The sequence below is a fragment of the Nonomuraea sp. KM90 genome (assembly GCF_052246675.1).
In the GTDB taxonomy this organism is placed as follows: Bacteria; Actinomycetota; Actinomycetes; order Streptosporangiales; family Streptosporangiaceae; genus Nonomuraea.
In genome coordinates this window covers 60,669-74,919 of record NZ_JBQQCB010000030.1, presented here as the reverse complement: position 1 = coordinate 74,919, position 14,251 = coordinate 60,669, and the positions used below count along the sequence as shown (strand labels likewise).

The following is a 14,251-nucleotide window of genomic DNA, read 5'->3' as shown; positions in this document are numbered from 1 at the left end:
CCGTAGGGTCCCCAGGGGGAACCGCGACCAGGCTCCGGGGTCTGGCGCGGGCATTACGTAGTCCTACGTACGCAGTCCCCCACCGGCCACTCGTACGGTTTTGAATCAAGAGGCGGATGAGTGATGTGGTGGGAGGTGGATCCCGGGTGCTCGGCAAATCAAGCCTTGACGTTCTGGAAGGCGTGGTCGGACGCGGTGGGGGAGTCGCGGTCGTGGGCGGCGGCTGGTCGCCCGCCGGCTTCCACCGCCCCGGTGCGAAGGCCGGGCTGCTGGGCCGGCAGGCCGAGTGCGAGGCGCTCGACGGGCTGCTCGCCGCGGTGCGGGCCGGGGAGAGCCGGGCGCTGGTCGTGCGCGGCGAGGCCGGGGTGGGCAAGTCGGCGCTGCTGGAGCACCTGACCGAGCGGGCCGCCGGCTGCCGCGTGGTGAGCGCCGCGGGGGTGCAGTCGGAGATGGAGCTCGCGTTCGCGGCGCTGCACTCGCTCTGCGCGCCGATGCTGGGCCATCTGGACGGCCTGCCGGGGCCGCAGCGCGAGGCGCTCGGCACGGCGTTCGGGCTGCGCGCCGGGCCGGCGCCGGACCGGTTGCTCCTCGGCCTGGCCGTGCTGAGCCTGCTCGCGGCGGCGGCCGAGGAACGCCCGCTGGTGTGCGTGATCGACGATGCCCAGTGGCTGGACCAGGCATCGGCGCAGGTGCTCGCCTTCGTCGCCCGCCGGTTGTTCGCGGAGTCGGTGGCCTGCGTGTTCGCGGTGCGCGACACCGAAGAGGCGGACGAGCTGTCCGGCCTGCCGTCGCTGGACGTCGCGGGCCTGTCCGCCGGCGACGCCCGGGCGCTGCTGCGCTCGGTGGTCCCCGGCCCGCTGGACGCGCAGGTACGCGACCGGCTGGTCGCCGAGGCCCGGGGCAACCCGCTGGCGCTGCTGCAGCTGCTGAGGGAGTACACCCGCCCGGAGCTGGCGGGCGGGTTCGGCCCGCCGGCCACCCGGTCGCTCTCGGGCCGCATCGAGGACAGCTTCCGGCGGCAGCTGGAACGCATGCCCGCGCGCACCCGGCAACTGCTGCTGCTGGCGGCCGCCGACCCGCTCGGTGACGCGGCGCTGCTGTGGCGGGCGGCCGCGCGGCTCGGCCTCGGCATGGCGCTGGTCGGCGCCGCGAACGACATGATCGTCCTCGGCGTCCGGGTACGTTTCCGGCACCCGCTGGCACGCTCGGCGGTGTACCGGACGGCCCTGCCGGAGGAACGCCGGAAGGCGCACCTGGCGCTGGCGGAGGCGACCGACGTCGAAGCCGATCCGGACCGGCGCGCCTGGCACCGCGCGCACGCCACCGCGCAGCCGGACGAGGAGGTCGCCGCGGAGCTCGAACGCTCGGCCGGCCGCGCGCAGGCACGCGGTGGCCTGGCGGCCGTCGGCGCCTTCCTGGAGCGGGCGGCCGCCCTCACGCCCGACCCCCGGCGCCGGGCGGAGCGCGCGCTGGCCGCCGCCCGCGCCAAGCACCTGGCCGGCGCGCCCGAGCCCGCCCTGGCGCTGCTGGCCTCGGCCCAGGCCGGTCCGCTGGACGAGCTGCGACTCGCCCACGCGGAGCTGCTGCGCGCCGAGATCGCCAGCACCTCGAACCACGGCAGCTCCGCCGCCCCGATGCTGATCAGCGCCGCCAGGCGATTCGAGCCCCTGGACACCGCGCTGGCCCGGGACACGTATCTGCAGGCGCTGTCCGCGGCGATCGGCATCCTCCCGGACGAGGGCCGCAGCCTCGGGGAGGTCGCGGCGGCCGCCCGTACGGCACCGCCCGCCATCGGCCCGCCCCGGGTCGCCGACCTCCTCCTCGACGCCCTGGCCAGGCACTTCACGGAGGAACCGCAGGTCGCGGCGCCGGCCATGCGGCGGGCCCTGGCCGCCTTCCTGAGCGAGGAGACCTCCGCCACGGAGGACTTCCGCCGGCTGTGGGCCGCCCACACCCTCGCCATGGCCCTGTGGGACGACAGGTCGGGTCGCGAGCTGGCGGATCGCTACGTCGGCCTCCTCCGCGACACCGGCGCCCTCGCCCTGCTGCCCCTGGCGTTGAGCACGCGGCTCATGCTGCTCAACTTCGCCGGCGAGCTGGACGAGGCGGAGTCGGTGAACGAGGAGATCCAGACCCTCGTCGCCGCGACCGGGGTGCGGATCGGCTTCGGGTTCCAGGCGCCGGCGGGCGGCGCCCTCGCCCTGGCGGCGTGGCGGGGACGGCAGGCCGAGGCCGAGCAGCTGGCCGACGCCCTGACGAACGAGGCGACGGCCCGCGGCGAGGGCTCCACGGCGTCGGTCGCCCATTGGCTGACGGCCGTGCTGCACAACGGCCTCGGCCAGTACGAGCAGGCCCGGGCGGCCGCGGAGCGCGCCACCGCGTACCAGCCCTGCCCGGGCGCAGCGGCACACTGGGCGCCGGCCGAGCTGGTCGAGGCGGCGGTCTACAGCGGCGACCGCGAGCTCGCCTCCCGGGCGCTCGACCAGCTCGTCGCGACCACCCGGGCGAGCGGGACCGACTGGGCGCTCGGGGTCCAGGCCCGGTCGCGCGCGCTGCTCGGCCAGGGCGAGGAGGCCGACACCCGCTACCGCGAGGCGATCGACCGGCTGCGGCGGACCCGCATGCGCGTCGACCTCGCCCGCGCCCACCTGCTCTACGGCGAGTGGCTGCGCCGCGAGCGGCGCCGGCTCGACGCGCGCGAGCAGTTGCGCACGGCGAGCGAGCTGTTCGTGGCCATGGGCATGGAAGGGTTCGCCGACCGGGCGGAGCGCGAGCTGCTGGCGACCGGCGAGACCGCCCGCAAGCGTACGGTCGAGACCTCCGGGCAGCTCACGCCGCAAGAGACGCGGATCGCGAGGCTGGCCCAGCAGGGCCTGACGAACAAGGAGATCGCCGGCCGCCTGTACGTCAGCCCCCGCACCGTCGAATACCACCTCCGAAAGGTCTTTGCCAAGATGGGCATCACCTCGCGCAGCCAGCTGGAACGCATCCCGTGACCGGCCACCACGGGCACAGGACGGCCTGCGGGCTCGACTACCGGTGGCGGCTGAGGGAGGTCATGGCCGCCCGGGGCATGTTCTCCACCACCGACCTGCGTCCGCTGCTGGCCGAGCGCGGCATCGACCTGTCGCTGAGCCAGGTCTACCGGCTGGTGGCGGAGAAGCCGGAGCGGCTCAGCCTCCGCACGCTGATGGCGCTGCTGGACATCCTGGACTGCACGATGGAGGACCTGATCGAACCGCTGCCGGCGAACTGACCGGAGCTCGGGCGCAGGTCGCTACGGTCCCGCGGCGGGTCCGGCGGATAAGGTGATCACATCCGTCCCAGGAGATCCGGGGAGACCCGCGGAGAAAGGACCGAGGTGAGCCAGCCGCGCCCGCACACCCTGTTCTCCTTCGGCACGTTGCTGGACGAGCGGGTGCAGACCGCCCTCTTCGGTCAGGCCGTGCCCGTGTCCCCGGCGTCGCTGACCGGCCACACGACCAGGCCGCTGCCGATCACCGACCCGTCCGTGATCGCCACCAGCGGCATCGACGTGCACCTGACCCTGGCCCGGGAACGGGGTGCCGCGGTCGAGGGCGCCGTCCTGCACCTCACCGACCATGAGCTCGCCGCGGCCGACGCGTACGAGGTCGACGACTACGCCCGCCGGCGGGTGCTCCTGGCCTCCGGGGAGGCGGCGTGGGCGTACCTGGACGCGAGACCGCTGCGCCCGGCCGCCCGCATCGTGATCGCGGGCGACGGCATCGCCTACGGCCGCTGTGACCCGGAGGGCGGGTGGGCGGCCCGCCTGGCGGCCGCGCACATCGCCGCCGACGAGGCCGGGCACCGCGTCTTCAACGTGGCCGTCCCCGGCAGCACCCTGATCGACGTCAGCGAGCAGACGCCCGCGCTCCTGGCCGCCCGCCGTCCCGACACCCTGATCGTCGCCGCCGGGATCGGCGACTCGGCCCTGAAACCCGCCGCCGAACCGGCGCACGCCGGCTGGCTGGAGCGCCTCGGCGACGGTCTCGCCGCGCTGGCCGCGACCGCCCTGAGCCACGGCGCGCGGCTCGTCGTCCTGGGCCCGACGTGGGTCGACGAGTCCAGGACCGGCGACCTCGGCGGCCTGCGCTTCACCCACACCGGGGCCCTCGCCCTGCGCGAGAGCCTGCGGACCTGGTGCGTCGCGAACCACGTCGACTTCCTCGACATGTGGGCGCCGCTGCACGACCGGCCCGACCTGCTCGCCGACGGCCTGCACCCCACCCCCGACGGGCACCGGGCCCTCCACGACCACCTCGCCGCCCTCGCCCGCTGACCTTCGACGACCGGCCGCGCGCCACACCCTTTCGCTATTCTCTACTATTCAAGTAGGTTATAGTGGCTTTAGGGTCAACATCGTTCATGAAGGGCAGTACCCCCATGTCTCCATCCAGACCGCTGTCGATCGCCGTCACGCTCACCCTCGTGGGCCTCCTCGGCGCCTGTGGCGGCGGGGGCGGCGGGGGCGGGGGCGCTGCCGGATCCGCGCCGGGCAGTGGCGAGCCCGTGTACGGCGGCACGCTGACCTACCTGGAGCATCAGCCGCCGACCTGCCTCTACCTGCCCGCGGCCGGGTTCTATCCCAACGGCGGCATCCTCAACCAGATCACCGACAAGCTGACCTGGCAGAACCCGGAGACGCTCGAGATCGAGCCGTGGATCGCCACCAAGTGGGAGGTCAGCGCCGACGCCACCGAATACACCTTCCACCTGCGCGACGGCGTCACCTTCAGCGACGGCAGCCCGCTCGACGCCTCCGCCGTGGCGGCCAACTTCGACGTGTACGGCCTGGGCGACCCGAAGCTCAAGCTGCCCGTCGCGGAGTTCGTCAACAACTACGAGCGCAGCGAGGTCGTCGACGCCAGGACGGTGAAGTTCCACTTCGACAAGCCCTCGCCCGGCTTCCTGCAGGGCACGTCGGTCATCGGCGCCGGCCTGGTGTCGAAGAAGACCGTCTCCCTCCCGTACGAGCAGCAGTGCCGGCTCGAGAACATCGTCGGCTCCGGCCCCTTCACGCTGAAGAACCAGATCCTCGACAAGGAGGTCGACCTGGTCGCCCGGAAGGACTACAACTGGGCGCCGCCGTCGTCGAAGCACCAGGGCCGCGCGTACCTCGACGAGATCAAGATCATCGTGACGCCCGAGGACAACGTGCGCGTCGGCGCGCTCACCTCCGGCCAGGCCGACATGGTGCGCTACGTCCAGGCGTACGACGAGAAGACCGTCAAGGACGCCGGCTTCCAGATCTACGCCGAGCCCACCAGGGGCGTGAACAACGGCCTCTACCTGCGGCCGGGCAACAGCCTGCTCAAGGACCCCGACGTCCGCCGGGCGCTGCGGCTGGGCACCGACGCCAAGGAGGTCGTCGAGACCCTCTTCACCGAGAGCTACCCGGTCGCCACCTCCGTGCTCAGCCACCTCGCCCAGGGCTACGTGGATCTGTCCAAGGAGCTCGCCTACGACCCCGGCCAGGCCAACGCGCTGCTCGACCAGGCGGGCTGGACGCGCGGCGCCGACGGGATCCGCGCCAAGGACGGCAGGCGGCTGCGGCTCGGCGTGTTCGTCTCCGGCCCGCAACCGCTGTCGAAGCAGACCCTCGAACTCGTCGCCCAGCAGTGGACCAAGCTCGGCGTGCAGCTGGAGATCCGCCCCGCCGACGCCGGCACCCAGGCCGTGGACATCAAGGACGCCGAGAAGACCGCCATCCAGCACGGCATGGTGGGCCGCGCCGACCAGGACGTGATCAAGAGCCACTTCCACAGCGAGAACCGCGACGTCATCCTCTCCGACGACGGCCGGCTGGACCGGCTGCTGGAGGAGGAGTCCGCCGAGCCCGACGTGGCCGAGCGCAACGCCAAGGTCGCCGAGATCCAGCGGTACGTGATCGAGCAGGGCTACGCCATTCCCCTGTTCGAGGAGCCCCAGGTGTACGGCGCCGCGCCGCACGTCAAGGGCGTGGCCTTCGAGGCGGTCGCCCGGCCGTGGTTCTACTCGACCTGGAAGTCCCAGCAGTGACGCGATACCTCCTGTCGCGGGCCGGGCAGGCGGCGCTCGTGCTGTGGGCCGCCTTCACGGCGAGCTACGTGCTCCTGCAACTCCTGCCCGGCGACTCCATCCTGATCAAGTTCCAGAACCCCGAGCTGGGCCTGTCACCGCAGCAGATCGCCGAGATCCGCGCCTACTACGCGGGCGACTCGCCGTTCGCCGACTACGTCCGCACCCTGCTCGGCTTCCTGACCGGCGGCTTCGGCTACTCGATCGACACCGGCACCCCCGTCGTCGAGCGGCTGGCCGAGGCGCTGCCCGAGACGGCCCGGCTGGCCTCGGCCGCGTTCGCGCTCGCGGTGCTGATCGCCGTGGTGATCGCGTTCGCGGCGGGCTACGGCGCGAACTCGTGGTTGCGCGGCGCGCTGCTGTCGGTGCCGTCGCTGTTCATCTCGGTTCCGGCGTTCTGGCTGGGCATCCTGCTGATCCAGGTCTTCTCGTTCCGGCTCGGGCTGGTGCCGGTGATCGGCGGCAGCGAGCTGCAGCAGCTCGTCCTGCCGGTGCTGACGCTGGCCGTGCCGATCTCGGCGCCCATCGCCCAGGTGCTCGCCCGCGGCATCGACCAGGTGTACGCGCAGCCGTTCGTGCCGGTCGTCGAGGCCAAGGGCGCGACGCGGTGGTGGGTCCTGTGGCGGCACGTGGCCCGCAACGCCGTGCTGCCGACGCTGACCGTGGCCGGCCTGATGCTCGGCGAGCTGATCGCGGGGTCGGTCGTGACCGAGACCGTCTTCGGCCGGGCCGGCCTCGGCCGGCTCACCGAGCAGGCCGTGAACGCGCAGGACACGCCGGTGATGCTCGCCGTCGTCGTGCTCGCCGCGGCCGTGTTCGTGCTGGTCAACCTGGTCGTGGACGTGCTGTTCCCGATCCTCGACCCGAGGCTGAGGGCGGCGTCGTGAGGAAGGGGCTGGTTCTCGCCTGGCTGGTGATCGGGCTCGTACTGCTCTGGGCGGTGGTGCCCGGCGTGTTCACCGGCTACGACCCGATCGCCGGCGTGCCGGCCGAGAAGCTGCGGGCGCCGAGCGGGCAGCACCTGTTCGGCACGGACGCCGTGGGGCGCGACCTGTTCGCGCGGGTGGTGCACGGCTCGGTGCACTCGCTGACGGGCGCGCTCGTGGCGGTGGCGGTGGGGCTCGTGCTGGGCACGCTGCTCGGACTGCTGGCCGGGGCGGCCGGCGGCGTGGCCGACGCGGTGGTGATGCGCGTCGTGGACGTGCTGCTGTCGGTGCCCGGCCTGCTCCTGGCCCTGACCGTGATCATCCTGCTCGGTCCGGGCACGGTGAACGTGGCCATCGCCGTCGGCATCGGGTCCGTGGCCGCGTTCGCCCGGCTGTCCCGCGCCGAGGTGGTACGCGTCCGCCGTACCGACTACGTGGAGGCCGCGTTCGGCAGCGGCGGCAGGTTCCCCGCGGTGTTGTGGCGGCACGTGCTGCCGAACTCGCTCGGCCCCGTCATCGCGCTGGCCGCCCTGCAGTTCGGCGCGGCCATCCTGGCCATCTCGACGCTCGGCTTCCTCGGCTACGGCGCCGAACCGCCCACCCCGGAGTGGGGTCTGCTGATCTCCGAGGGGCGCAACTACCTGGCCACGTCGTGGTGGCTGACCACGCTGCCCGGCGCGGTGGTGGTCGCCGTGGTGCTGGCCGCCGGCCGCATCAGCCGCTCGATCGGAAAGGAGCGGGCATGAGCCTGCTGGACGTCCGCGACCTGGCGGTCTCCTACGACGGCCGGCGCGCGGTGGACGGCGTGTCCTTCGCGATCGAGCCGGGCGAGGCCGTGGCCGTGGTGGGGGAGTCCGGCTCCGGGAAATCCACCACCGCACACGCGATCATCGGCCTGCTGCCCGGCAACGCCACCCTGGACGCGGGCCGGATCCTGTTCGGGGAGGCCGACCTGGCCGGCTGGTCCGCGCGCCGCCTGCGGTCCGTCCGCGGCACCCGGATCGGCCTGGTGCCGCAGGACCCCGCGAACTCCCTGGACCCGGTCAAGACCGTCGGCGCCCAGATCGGCGAGGTGCTGCGCATCCATGGCCGCGGCGACCGCCGCTCGATCCGCCACCGCGTGCTCGACCTGCTGGCCCGCGTCGGCCTGCCCGACCCCGAGACCCGGGCCCGCCAGTACCCGCACGAGCTGTCGGGCGGCATGCGCCAGCGCGTGCTCATCGCCATCGCGATCGCGCTGCGCCCCCAGCTCGTCATCGCCGACGAGCCCACCAGCGCCCTCGACGTCACCGTGCAGCGGCGCATCCTGGACCTCGTCGACGACCTGCGCGCCGAGTACGGCACCGCCCTGCTGCTGGTCACCCACGACCTCGGCGTGGCCGCGAGCCGGTCGGACCGCCTGGTGGTGATGAAGGACGGCCGCATCGTGGAGCAGGGGCCGACCGCCACCGTGCTGGCCGCCCCCGAGGCCGGCTACACCAGGCGGCTGCTGAACGACGCGCCCGCGCTGTCCGCGCGCCCGTTCCTGGACCCGCCCGCCGCCGAACCGGCGATCGTGGTGCGCGACCTGGTCAAGGAGTTCCGCGTCGGGCGGCGCCCCTTCCGGGCCGTCGACGGGGTCTCCTTCGAGGTGGCGCGCGGCACCACCCACGCGCTGGTGTGGGCGAGTCCGGCTCGGGCAAGACCACCACCGCGCGGATGGTGGTGCGGTTCGCCACGCCCACATCGGGAACGGTCAGCATCGCCGGGGCACCGGACGGCCGCCGCTTCCGCCGCCACGTGCAACTCGTCTACCAGAACCCGTACGGGTCGCTCGACCCGCGCCAGTCCATCGGGGAGATCGTGGGGGAGCCGCTGCGCAACTTCGCGCCGGGCGACCGGGCCGCCCGCCGCGCCCGGGTCGCCTACCTGCTCGAACGGGTGGCGCTGCCGGGCGACGTGCTCACCCGCCGCCCCCGCGAGCTGTCCGGCGGGCAGCGGCAGCGGGTGGCCATCGCCCGCGCCCTGGCCGCCGATCCCGAGGTGATCGTGCTGGACGAGGCGGTCTCGGCCCTCGACGTCACCGTGCAGGCGCAGATCCTCGACCTGCTCCAGCGGCTCCAGCGCGACCTGGGGCTCACGTACCTGTTCATCTCGCACGACCTGGCCGTCGTACGCCAGATCTCGCACACCGTCTCCGTCATGAGCGAAGGACGCATCGTGGAAACCGGAACCACCCGGCAGGTCTTCACCGAGCCGCGGCACGACTACACCCGCGAGCTGCTGGCCGCGATCCCGGAGCGGGTGCGATGAGGCCTGCCATCAGGCTGGGCTTCTTCACCCGGCTCCTCGACGACGTGCCGCCGGGGGAGCGCTACCGGCTCGCCGCCGAGCAGATCGAGCACGCCGAGGCGCTCGGTTTCGACAGCGCGTGGGTGGCGCAGCACCACTTCGACGGCGAGGAGGGCGGGCTGCCCGCGCCGCTGGTGTTCCTGGCCCACGTCGCCGCGCGGACCACCCGCATCCGGCTCGGCACCGGCATCATCACGCTGCCGCTGGAGCAGCCGGTGCGGGTGGCCGAGGACACCGCCGTGCTGGACCTGCTGGCCGGTGGCCGGCTGGAGGTGGGCGTGGGCAGCGGTGGGACGCCGTCGTCGTTCCCGCCGTTCGGCCACGACAGCGCCGGCCGCGCCGACCTGTACGCCCGGCACCTGGCGGTACTGCTGCGGGCCTGGTCGGGGGAGGACCTCGGGGGCGGCAACCGGCTCTACCCGCCCGCGCCCAGGCTGGCCGGCGCCGTCTGGGAGGCCACGTTCTCGGCCTCCGGTGGCGCCCGCGCGGGCCGGGCCGGCAACGGGCTGATGCTGTCGCGCACCCAGCCGCGGCCCGCCGAGCACCCGCAGGCGACCCTGGCCGACCTCCAGCGGCCGATCGTGGACGCCTACTACGAGAGCCTGCCGCCCGGTGTCGCGCCGCGCGTCGTGGCCTCGCGGACCGCGTTCGTGGCCGACAGCCGGGCCGAGGCGCTGCGCTGCGCCGAGCGGGGCCTCGGCCGCGGCAGGCTGCCGTTCGAGCTGCCCGGCAGCGATCTCGACGGCCGCATCGCCGCCTTCGACGTGCACCTCGGCACCCCCGACGACGTCGTGGAGAGCCTGCGGGCCGACCCGACCCTCGAACGGGTCACCGACCTGGTCTTCCAGGTGCACTCGGTGGACCCGCCGCACCCGCTCATCCTCCGCTCGATCGAGCTGCTGGCGACCGAGGTAGCGCCCGCGCTCGGCTGGCTCCCCTCCACAGAATTGAGCACGAAATGATCAACGATGTCATCGACCACCTCGCCGGGATATCACCCGGCTCCCCGCTCGACCGGCTGCGCGCCCGCCGGCCCGGCGCCCGCGAGCACGCCCAGCGCGGCTTCGACGCGCTCTTCACCCCCGACGACGACCGCGAGGTGACGCTCGTCGAGCGGGACGCGATCGCGGCCTTCGTGGCCGGGCTGCACCTGGACGCCCGGACCGCCTCCTTCTACGCCGACCGGCTGGCCGAGCTCGCACCCGGCCTGCTCAAGGCGGTGCAGGCCGAGGTCGAGGCGGGCACCACCACCGGCCCGTACGGCGTCTACCCCGGGGACGGCCCGCTGGCGAGGGAGAGCGACGAGGGCCTGCGCTACCGGCCGCGGAACCCCGCGGACCTGGGCGTCCGGCTCGCCGCCGCGTTCGAGCACGCCCACCTGCTGGTGTTCCGGCCGCGCGAGTCGAGCGCGCGCTCCCTGGACGCGCTGGCCCGGGCGGGCTGGAGCGCCACCGGCATCGTGACGCTGTCGCAGCTCGTCGCCTTCCTCACCTTCCAGATACGCGTGGTGGCCGGGCTGCGGCTGCTGCGGGAGGGCTCTGCCTCATGACCGGATTCACCCAGGACCAGCTCGGCTGGCAGCCCTGGCTCGCGCCGCTGACCCCCGACGAACTCACCGACGAGCACCGGGAGGCGCTGGTCGACAAGGCGCGCGCCGCGTCCCCGTACTTCCGGCTGCTGGCCCGCGACCCGGACGTCCTGCACGCCCGCACGCAGACCGACCTCGACATCTTCCACAACGCCGACGGCGGGCTGCCCCGCGCCGAGCGCGAGCTGGCCGCGACCGCGACCTCGCGCCGCAACGGGTGCGTGTTCTGCGCCTCCGTGCACGCGCGCTTCGCCGCCCATCACGCCAAGCGGCCCGCCGACGTCCAACGCCTGCTGGACGAGGGCGTGGACGCGGCGCAGGAGGGCACGTGGCGGGCGGTCATCGACGCCTCGGTGGCGCTCGCCGCGACCCCGGCCGAGCTGCGGCCCGAGCACATCGCCGCGCTGCGCGCCGCCGGGCTGGACGACCTGGCCGTCAGCGACGCCATCCACGCCGCCGCGTTCTTCAACTGGGCCAACCGCCTCATGCTGTCGCTCGGCGAGCCCACCCGGGAGGCGGACCAGTGACCGGGCCACAGCTCGACCACCTCGTCTACGCGGTGCCCGACCTCGCCGCCGGGGTCGCCGCGTTCACCGAGCGCACCGGGGTCCGCCCCGTGCCCGGCGGCAGCCATCCCGGGGGCACCGCCAACCACCTCGTCCGCTTCGGGCCCACCGCCTACCTGGAGATCATCGGCCCCGACCCGGAGGCGTCCGCGCGGCCGCGGGCGTTCGGCCTGGAGAACCTGACCGCGCCGCGGCTCGCGGCCTGGGCCGTGCGCCCCGACGACATCGACAAGTCGGTACGTCAGGCGCGCGAGCGAGGCCACGACCCGGGCGACGTGCGGCCGCTGTCCCGGCGTACCCCGGCGGGGGCGCTGCTGGAGTGGCGGCTCACCCGGCGCGAGGACCCGGCGGCGGTGCGGCCGGTGCCGTTCCTCATCGACTGGGGCGGCACCCCCCACCCCGCCGCCTCCGCCGACCTGCCCCTGGTGAGCCTGATCTCCTTCTCCGCCGTACACACCGAGCCGGACGCGCTGCGGCGCGACCTGGCCGCACTCGACCTGCGGCTCGACGTCTCACCAGGCCCCGAGCCTGCGCTGCGCGCCGTCATCGACACCCCCCTCGGTCCGGTGACCCTGCGCTGACCGGAAGCGCAGGGTCACCGGAGCCGCGGGCCGGCGTGCCGGGCGGGTCAGGCGGTGGCCGTGCCGGACGGGGCCGCCTGGTCCAGCAGGGCGTCGATCATCTCCTGGAGCCGGTCGCGCCCGACGGTGCCGAGGGCGCCGGTCAGGGCCTGGGCGAGCTTGTCGTACGGGTCGTCCACCGGCAGTTCCCGCACCTGCTCGGCCAGCTCCTCGACACTCCACAGCCCGTCCCGGTGGATGTGCCCGCCGAGGGACCAGCCCTGGTTGACCGCGACCGTCCCGCCCCGCACCGACAGCACCTGGCCGGTGAGCGGGCAGGCCGGGCCGGCCAGGTAGGCGGCGACGGGCGCGCAGGCGGCCGGGTCCAGCGGGTCGAACCGGCCCGCCGGCGGCTCCTGGCCCATGCCGGGGACCGTGAGGGTGAGGCGGGTGCGGGCCATCGAGGGCGAGACGCAGTTGACGCGTACGCCGTAGCGGCCGAGCTCGAGGGCGGCCACGGTGGTGAGCGCCGCGACCCCGGCGTTGCCCGCCGCGTAGGAGGCCTGCGTGGGCAGCGGGTTGAGCAGCCCGGAGCCGGAGGAGGTGTTGACCACTGCCCGGTCGATGCGGATCCCGGCCCGGTGCCGCTCGCGCCAGTGGCGGGCCGCCCACCGCGTGACCGCGAACGTGCCCTTCAGCTTGACGGCCAGGACGGCGTCGAAGTCCTCCTCCGGCAGGTCGGCCAGGCCCTGGTTACGTTCGATGGTGGCGTTGTTGACCACCGCGTGCAGGTCGCCGAAGGACTCCAGGGCCGTTTCCACCATGCGGCGGGCCCCGTCCCAGTCGGCGACGCTGTCGGTGTTGGCGACCGCCTGCCCGCCGCGCGCGGTGATCTCCTCGACGACCTCCGCGGCCACGTCGGCGTCACCGCCCGTGCCGTCGATGGCGACGCCGGGGTCGTTGACGACGACCTGGGCGCCCTCGGCGGCGAAGAACAGCGCCTCCTCCCGCCCGATGCCGCGCCCCGCTCCGGTGATGAGGACGACGCGCCCGTCCAGACTCCCCATGCCAGCCCCTTCCAAGTCGATGCAGTCGATGTAGTAATTCATTCTATGTAGCGACCTGGGGGAAGCGCGAGGGGGGCCGGCCGTGCCGGGGTTCGCCACCTTCGTGGCCCGGCGCGCACGGCCACGGGGATCGCGAGCGCGTTATGACGGCCGCAATGCGCGGGTGCGATAGGCGGTGGGATTCACCTTGTACGTCGACCTGAACAACTGGCTGAAGTGCGCGGGATTGTCCAGGCCCCAGCGGGCCGCGATGGCGTGCACCGGATGCCCGGCCAGCAGAGGGTCGCCCAGGTCCCGGCGGCACCGCTCCAGCCGCTGGTCGCGGATCCAGTCGCAGACGCTGTGCCCGTGGCCGCTGAAGAGCCGGTGCAGGGAACGGATGGAGATGTGGTTGGCCGCGGCGATGCTCCGCGGTGACAGCGTGGGGTCGCCGAGATGCCGGAGGATGAACGACTGGATCTGCAGCAGCAGGGTCTCCTTCGACCTGGCCGGCGGCCGCGCCGCCAGCTCGTGCGCCACCAGCGTCGCCAGCAGGTCCACGACCAGCCCCGACAGCCGGTGCGCGGTCCCCGGCCGGTTGCGGTCGAGGTCGTCCCCGATCCGCCCGACCCCTTCCGCCACCAGCGCCCCGACCCCCGCCGCCGTGCCGAGCGGGACCCCCACCACCGGCCGCACCACCTGGGCCGGGACGGGCAGCAGCCCGCGGGAGAAGGTCATCATCACGCAGCCGGCGGGCCCGCCGCCCGGCTCCCGCCGGAACGGCTGCGACGTGTCGTACAGCGCCAGGTGCGAGGGGCCGGGCACCGCGGGCGTGCCCGCCCGCGGCCGCCCGCTCCTGTGCAGGATCAGCTGGTACGCCCCCGGGTCGCCACGGCGGATGTGGGCCGGCGTGCGCTCGATCCGGTACGGCGTGCCGGTCCGCGTCGCCAGCGACGTCACGGTCACCGCTCCGAGGTCGCCCACCCGGACGCGCGCCCAGAAGTCGGTCCGCGGCTCACCGGAGACGCCCACCGGCACCGGCAGCTTCGCCATCGCGTCCTGGAAGCGGGAGAAGCGCTCCCCCTCGTCCGGGTGCTCGTCCGCGTCGAACACCACCCGGATCGCCGTCATCCGTCGCCACCGCGCGGATTCGGCG

The 14,251-nt window shown here is 74.1% G+C and carries 13 protein-coding genes and 2 pseudogenes; 13 read left to right on the top strand and 2 right to left on the bottom strand.

All coding sequences use genetic code 11. From position 1 onward, the window contains the following. Positions 1 to 146 precede the first annotated feature (146 nt). The 13 genes and pseudogenes from ACTWPW_RS27660 (at position 147) to ACTWPW_RS27600 (ending at position 12,070) form a co-directional block, all read left to right on the top strand. Positions 147 to 2,996, top strand: a complete 2,850-nt coding sequence (locus ACTWPW_RS27660) for a helix-turn-helix transcriptional regulator (RefSeq protein ID WP_375113711.1) — start codon at positions 147 to 149, stop codon at positions 2,994 to 2,996. Continuing rightward, positions 2,993 to 3,256: a helix-turn-helix domain-containing protein gene (locus tag ACTWPW_RS27655; protein WP_375113710.1), complete on the top strand. Its 264-nt coding sequence runs from the start codon at positions 2,993 to 2,995 to the stop codon at positions 3,254 to 3,256. The genes ACTWPW_RS27660 and ACTWPW_RS27655 overlap by 4 nt, the downstream gene beginning before the upstream one ends. A gap of 105 nt (positions 3,257 to 3,361) precedes the next feature. Continuing rightward, positions 3,362 to 4,300, top strand: a complete 939-nt coding sequence (locus tag ACTWPW_RS27650; RefSeq protein ID WP_443170335.1) for a GDSL-type esterase/lipase family protein — start codon at positions 3,362 to 3,364, stop codon at positions 4,298 to 4,300. 104 nt (positions 4,301 to 4,404) lie between these two features. Further along, positions 4,405 to 6,039, top strand: a complete 1,635-nt coding sequence (locus ACTWPW_RS27645; protein ID WP_443170334.1) for a TIGR04028 family ABC transporter substrate-binding protein — start codon at positions 4,405 to 4,407, stop codon at positions 6,037 to 6,039. Continuing rightward, complete coding sequence (locus ACTWPW_RS27640; RefSeq protein ID WP_375113707.1) at positions 6,036 to 6,965, top strand: ABC transporter permease; 930 nt, start codon at positions 6,036 to 6,038, stop codon at positions 6,963 to 6,965. The genes ACTWPW_RS27645 and ACTWPW_RS27640 overlap by 4 nt, the downstream gene beginning before the upstream one ends. Continuing rightward, on the top strand, positions 6,962 to 7,750 hold the full coding sequence (locus tag ACTWPW_RS27635) for an ABC transporter permease (protein WP_375113706.1): 789 nt from the start codon (positions 6,962 to 6,964) through the stop codon (positions 7,748 to 7,750). The genes ACTWPW_RS27640 and ACTWPW_RS27635 overlap by 4 nt, the downstream gene beginning before the upstream one ends. After that, positions 7,747 to 8,322 (top strand): annotated as a pseudogene (locus ACTWPW_RS27630) (ABC transporter ATP-binding protein); the annotation flags it as partial. The gene ACTWPW_RS27635 and the pseudogene ACTWPW_RS27630, both read left to right, overlap by 4 nt. 380 nt (positions 8,323 to 8,702) lie before the next feature. Beyond that, positions 8,703 to 8,990 (top strand): annotated as a pseudogene (locus tag ACTWPW_RS27625) (ATP-binding cassette domain-containing protein); the annotation flags it as partial. Then, positions 8,991 to 9,296, top strand: a complete 306-nt coding sequence (locus tag ACTWPW_RS27620) for a hypothetical protein (RefSeq protein WP_443170358.1) — start codon at positions 8,991 to 8,993, stop codon at positions 9,294 to 9,296. Beyond that, positions 9,293 to 10,297, top strand: a complete 1,005-nt coding sequence (locus ACTWPW_RS27615; protein WP_443170333.1) for a putative FMN-dependent luciferase-like monooxygenase — start codon at positions 9,293 to 9,295, stop codon at positions 10,295 to 10,297. The genes ACTWPW_RS27620 and ACTWPW_RS27615 overlap by 4 nt, the downstream gene beginning before the upstream one ends. Next, complete coding sequence (locus ACTWPW_RS27610) at positions 10,294 to 10,884, top strand: CMD domain protein (protein ID WP_375113703.1); 591 nt, start codon at positions 10,294 to 10,296, stop codon at positions 10,882 to 10,884. Before ACTWPW_RS27615 ends, ACTWPW_RS27610 begins: the two co-directional genes overlap by 4 nt. Further along, positions 10,881 to 11,450 (top strand): alkylhydroperoxidase domain protein, encoded by a 570-nt coding sequence (locus ACTWPW_RS27605; protein ID WP_443170332.1) that lies wholly within the window; start codon positions 10,881 to 10,883, stop codon positions 11,448 to 11,450. The genes ACTWPW_RS27610 and ACTWPW_RS27605 overlap by 4 nt, the downstream gene beginning before the upstream one ends. Then, positions 11,447 to 12,070 carry a VOC family protein gene (locus tag ACTWPW_RS27600; protein ID WP_443170331.1) on the top strand — a complete coding sequence of 208 codons (624 nt, stop codon included), beginning with the start codon at positions 11,447 to 11,449 and terminating at the stop codon, positions 12,068 to 12,070. Before ACTWPW_RS27605 ends, ACTWPW_RS27600 begins: the two co-directional genes overlap by 4 nt. Positions 12,071 to 12,117: 47 nt before the next feature. On the opposite strand, the gene ACTWPW_RS27595 is transcribed toward ACTWPW_RS27600, so the two are convergent. Further along, a complete protein-coding gene (locus tag ACTWPW_RS27595; protein WP_443170330.1) occupies positions 12,118 to 13,116 on the bottom strand; it encodes an SDR family NAD(P)-dependent oxidoreductase in 999 nt (332 codons plus the stop codon). Positions 13,117 to 13,257: 141 nt separating this feature from the next. Beyond that, a complete protein-coding gene (locus ACTWPW_RS27590) occupies positions 13,258 to 14,226 on the bottom strand; it encodes a helix-turn-helix domain-containing protein (RefSeq protein WP_375113699.1) in 969 nt (322 codons plus the stop codon). Between the last annotated feature and the right edge of the window lie 25 nt (positions 14,227 to 14,251).

Bases quoted from the DNA above. Each gene is read 5' to 3' on its own strand.
- ACTWPW_RS27645 (WP_443170334.1), top strand. From the start codon at position 4,405: ATGTCTCCATCCAGACCGCTGTCGATCGCCGTCACGCTCACCCTCGTG.
- ACTWPW_RS27615 (WP_443170333.1), top strand. From the start codon at position 9,293: ATGAGGCCTGCCATCAGGCTGGGCTTCTTCACCCGGCTCCTCGACGAC.
- ACTWPW_RS27610 (WP_375113703.1), top strand. From the start codon at position 10,294: ATGATCAACGATGTCATCGACCACCTCGCCGGGATATCACCCGGCTCC.
- ACTWPW_RS27605 (WP_443170332.1), top strand. From the start codon at position 10,881: ATGACCGGATTCACCCAGGACCAGCTCGGCTGGCAGCCCTGGCTCGCG.
- ACTWPW_RS27595 (WP_443170330.1), bottom strand. From the start codon at position 13,116: ATGGGGAGTCTGGACGGGCGCGTCGTCCTCATCACCGGAGCGGGGCGC.
- ACTWPW_RS27590 (WP_375113699.1), bottom strand. From the start codon at position 14,226: ATGACGGCGATCCGGGTGGTGTTCGACGCGGACGAGCACCCGGACGAG.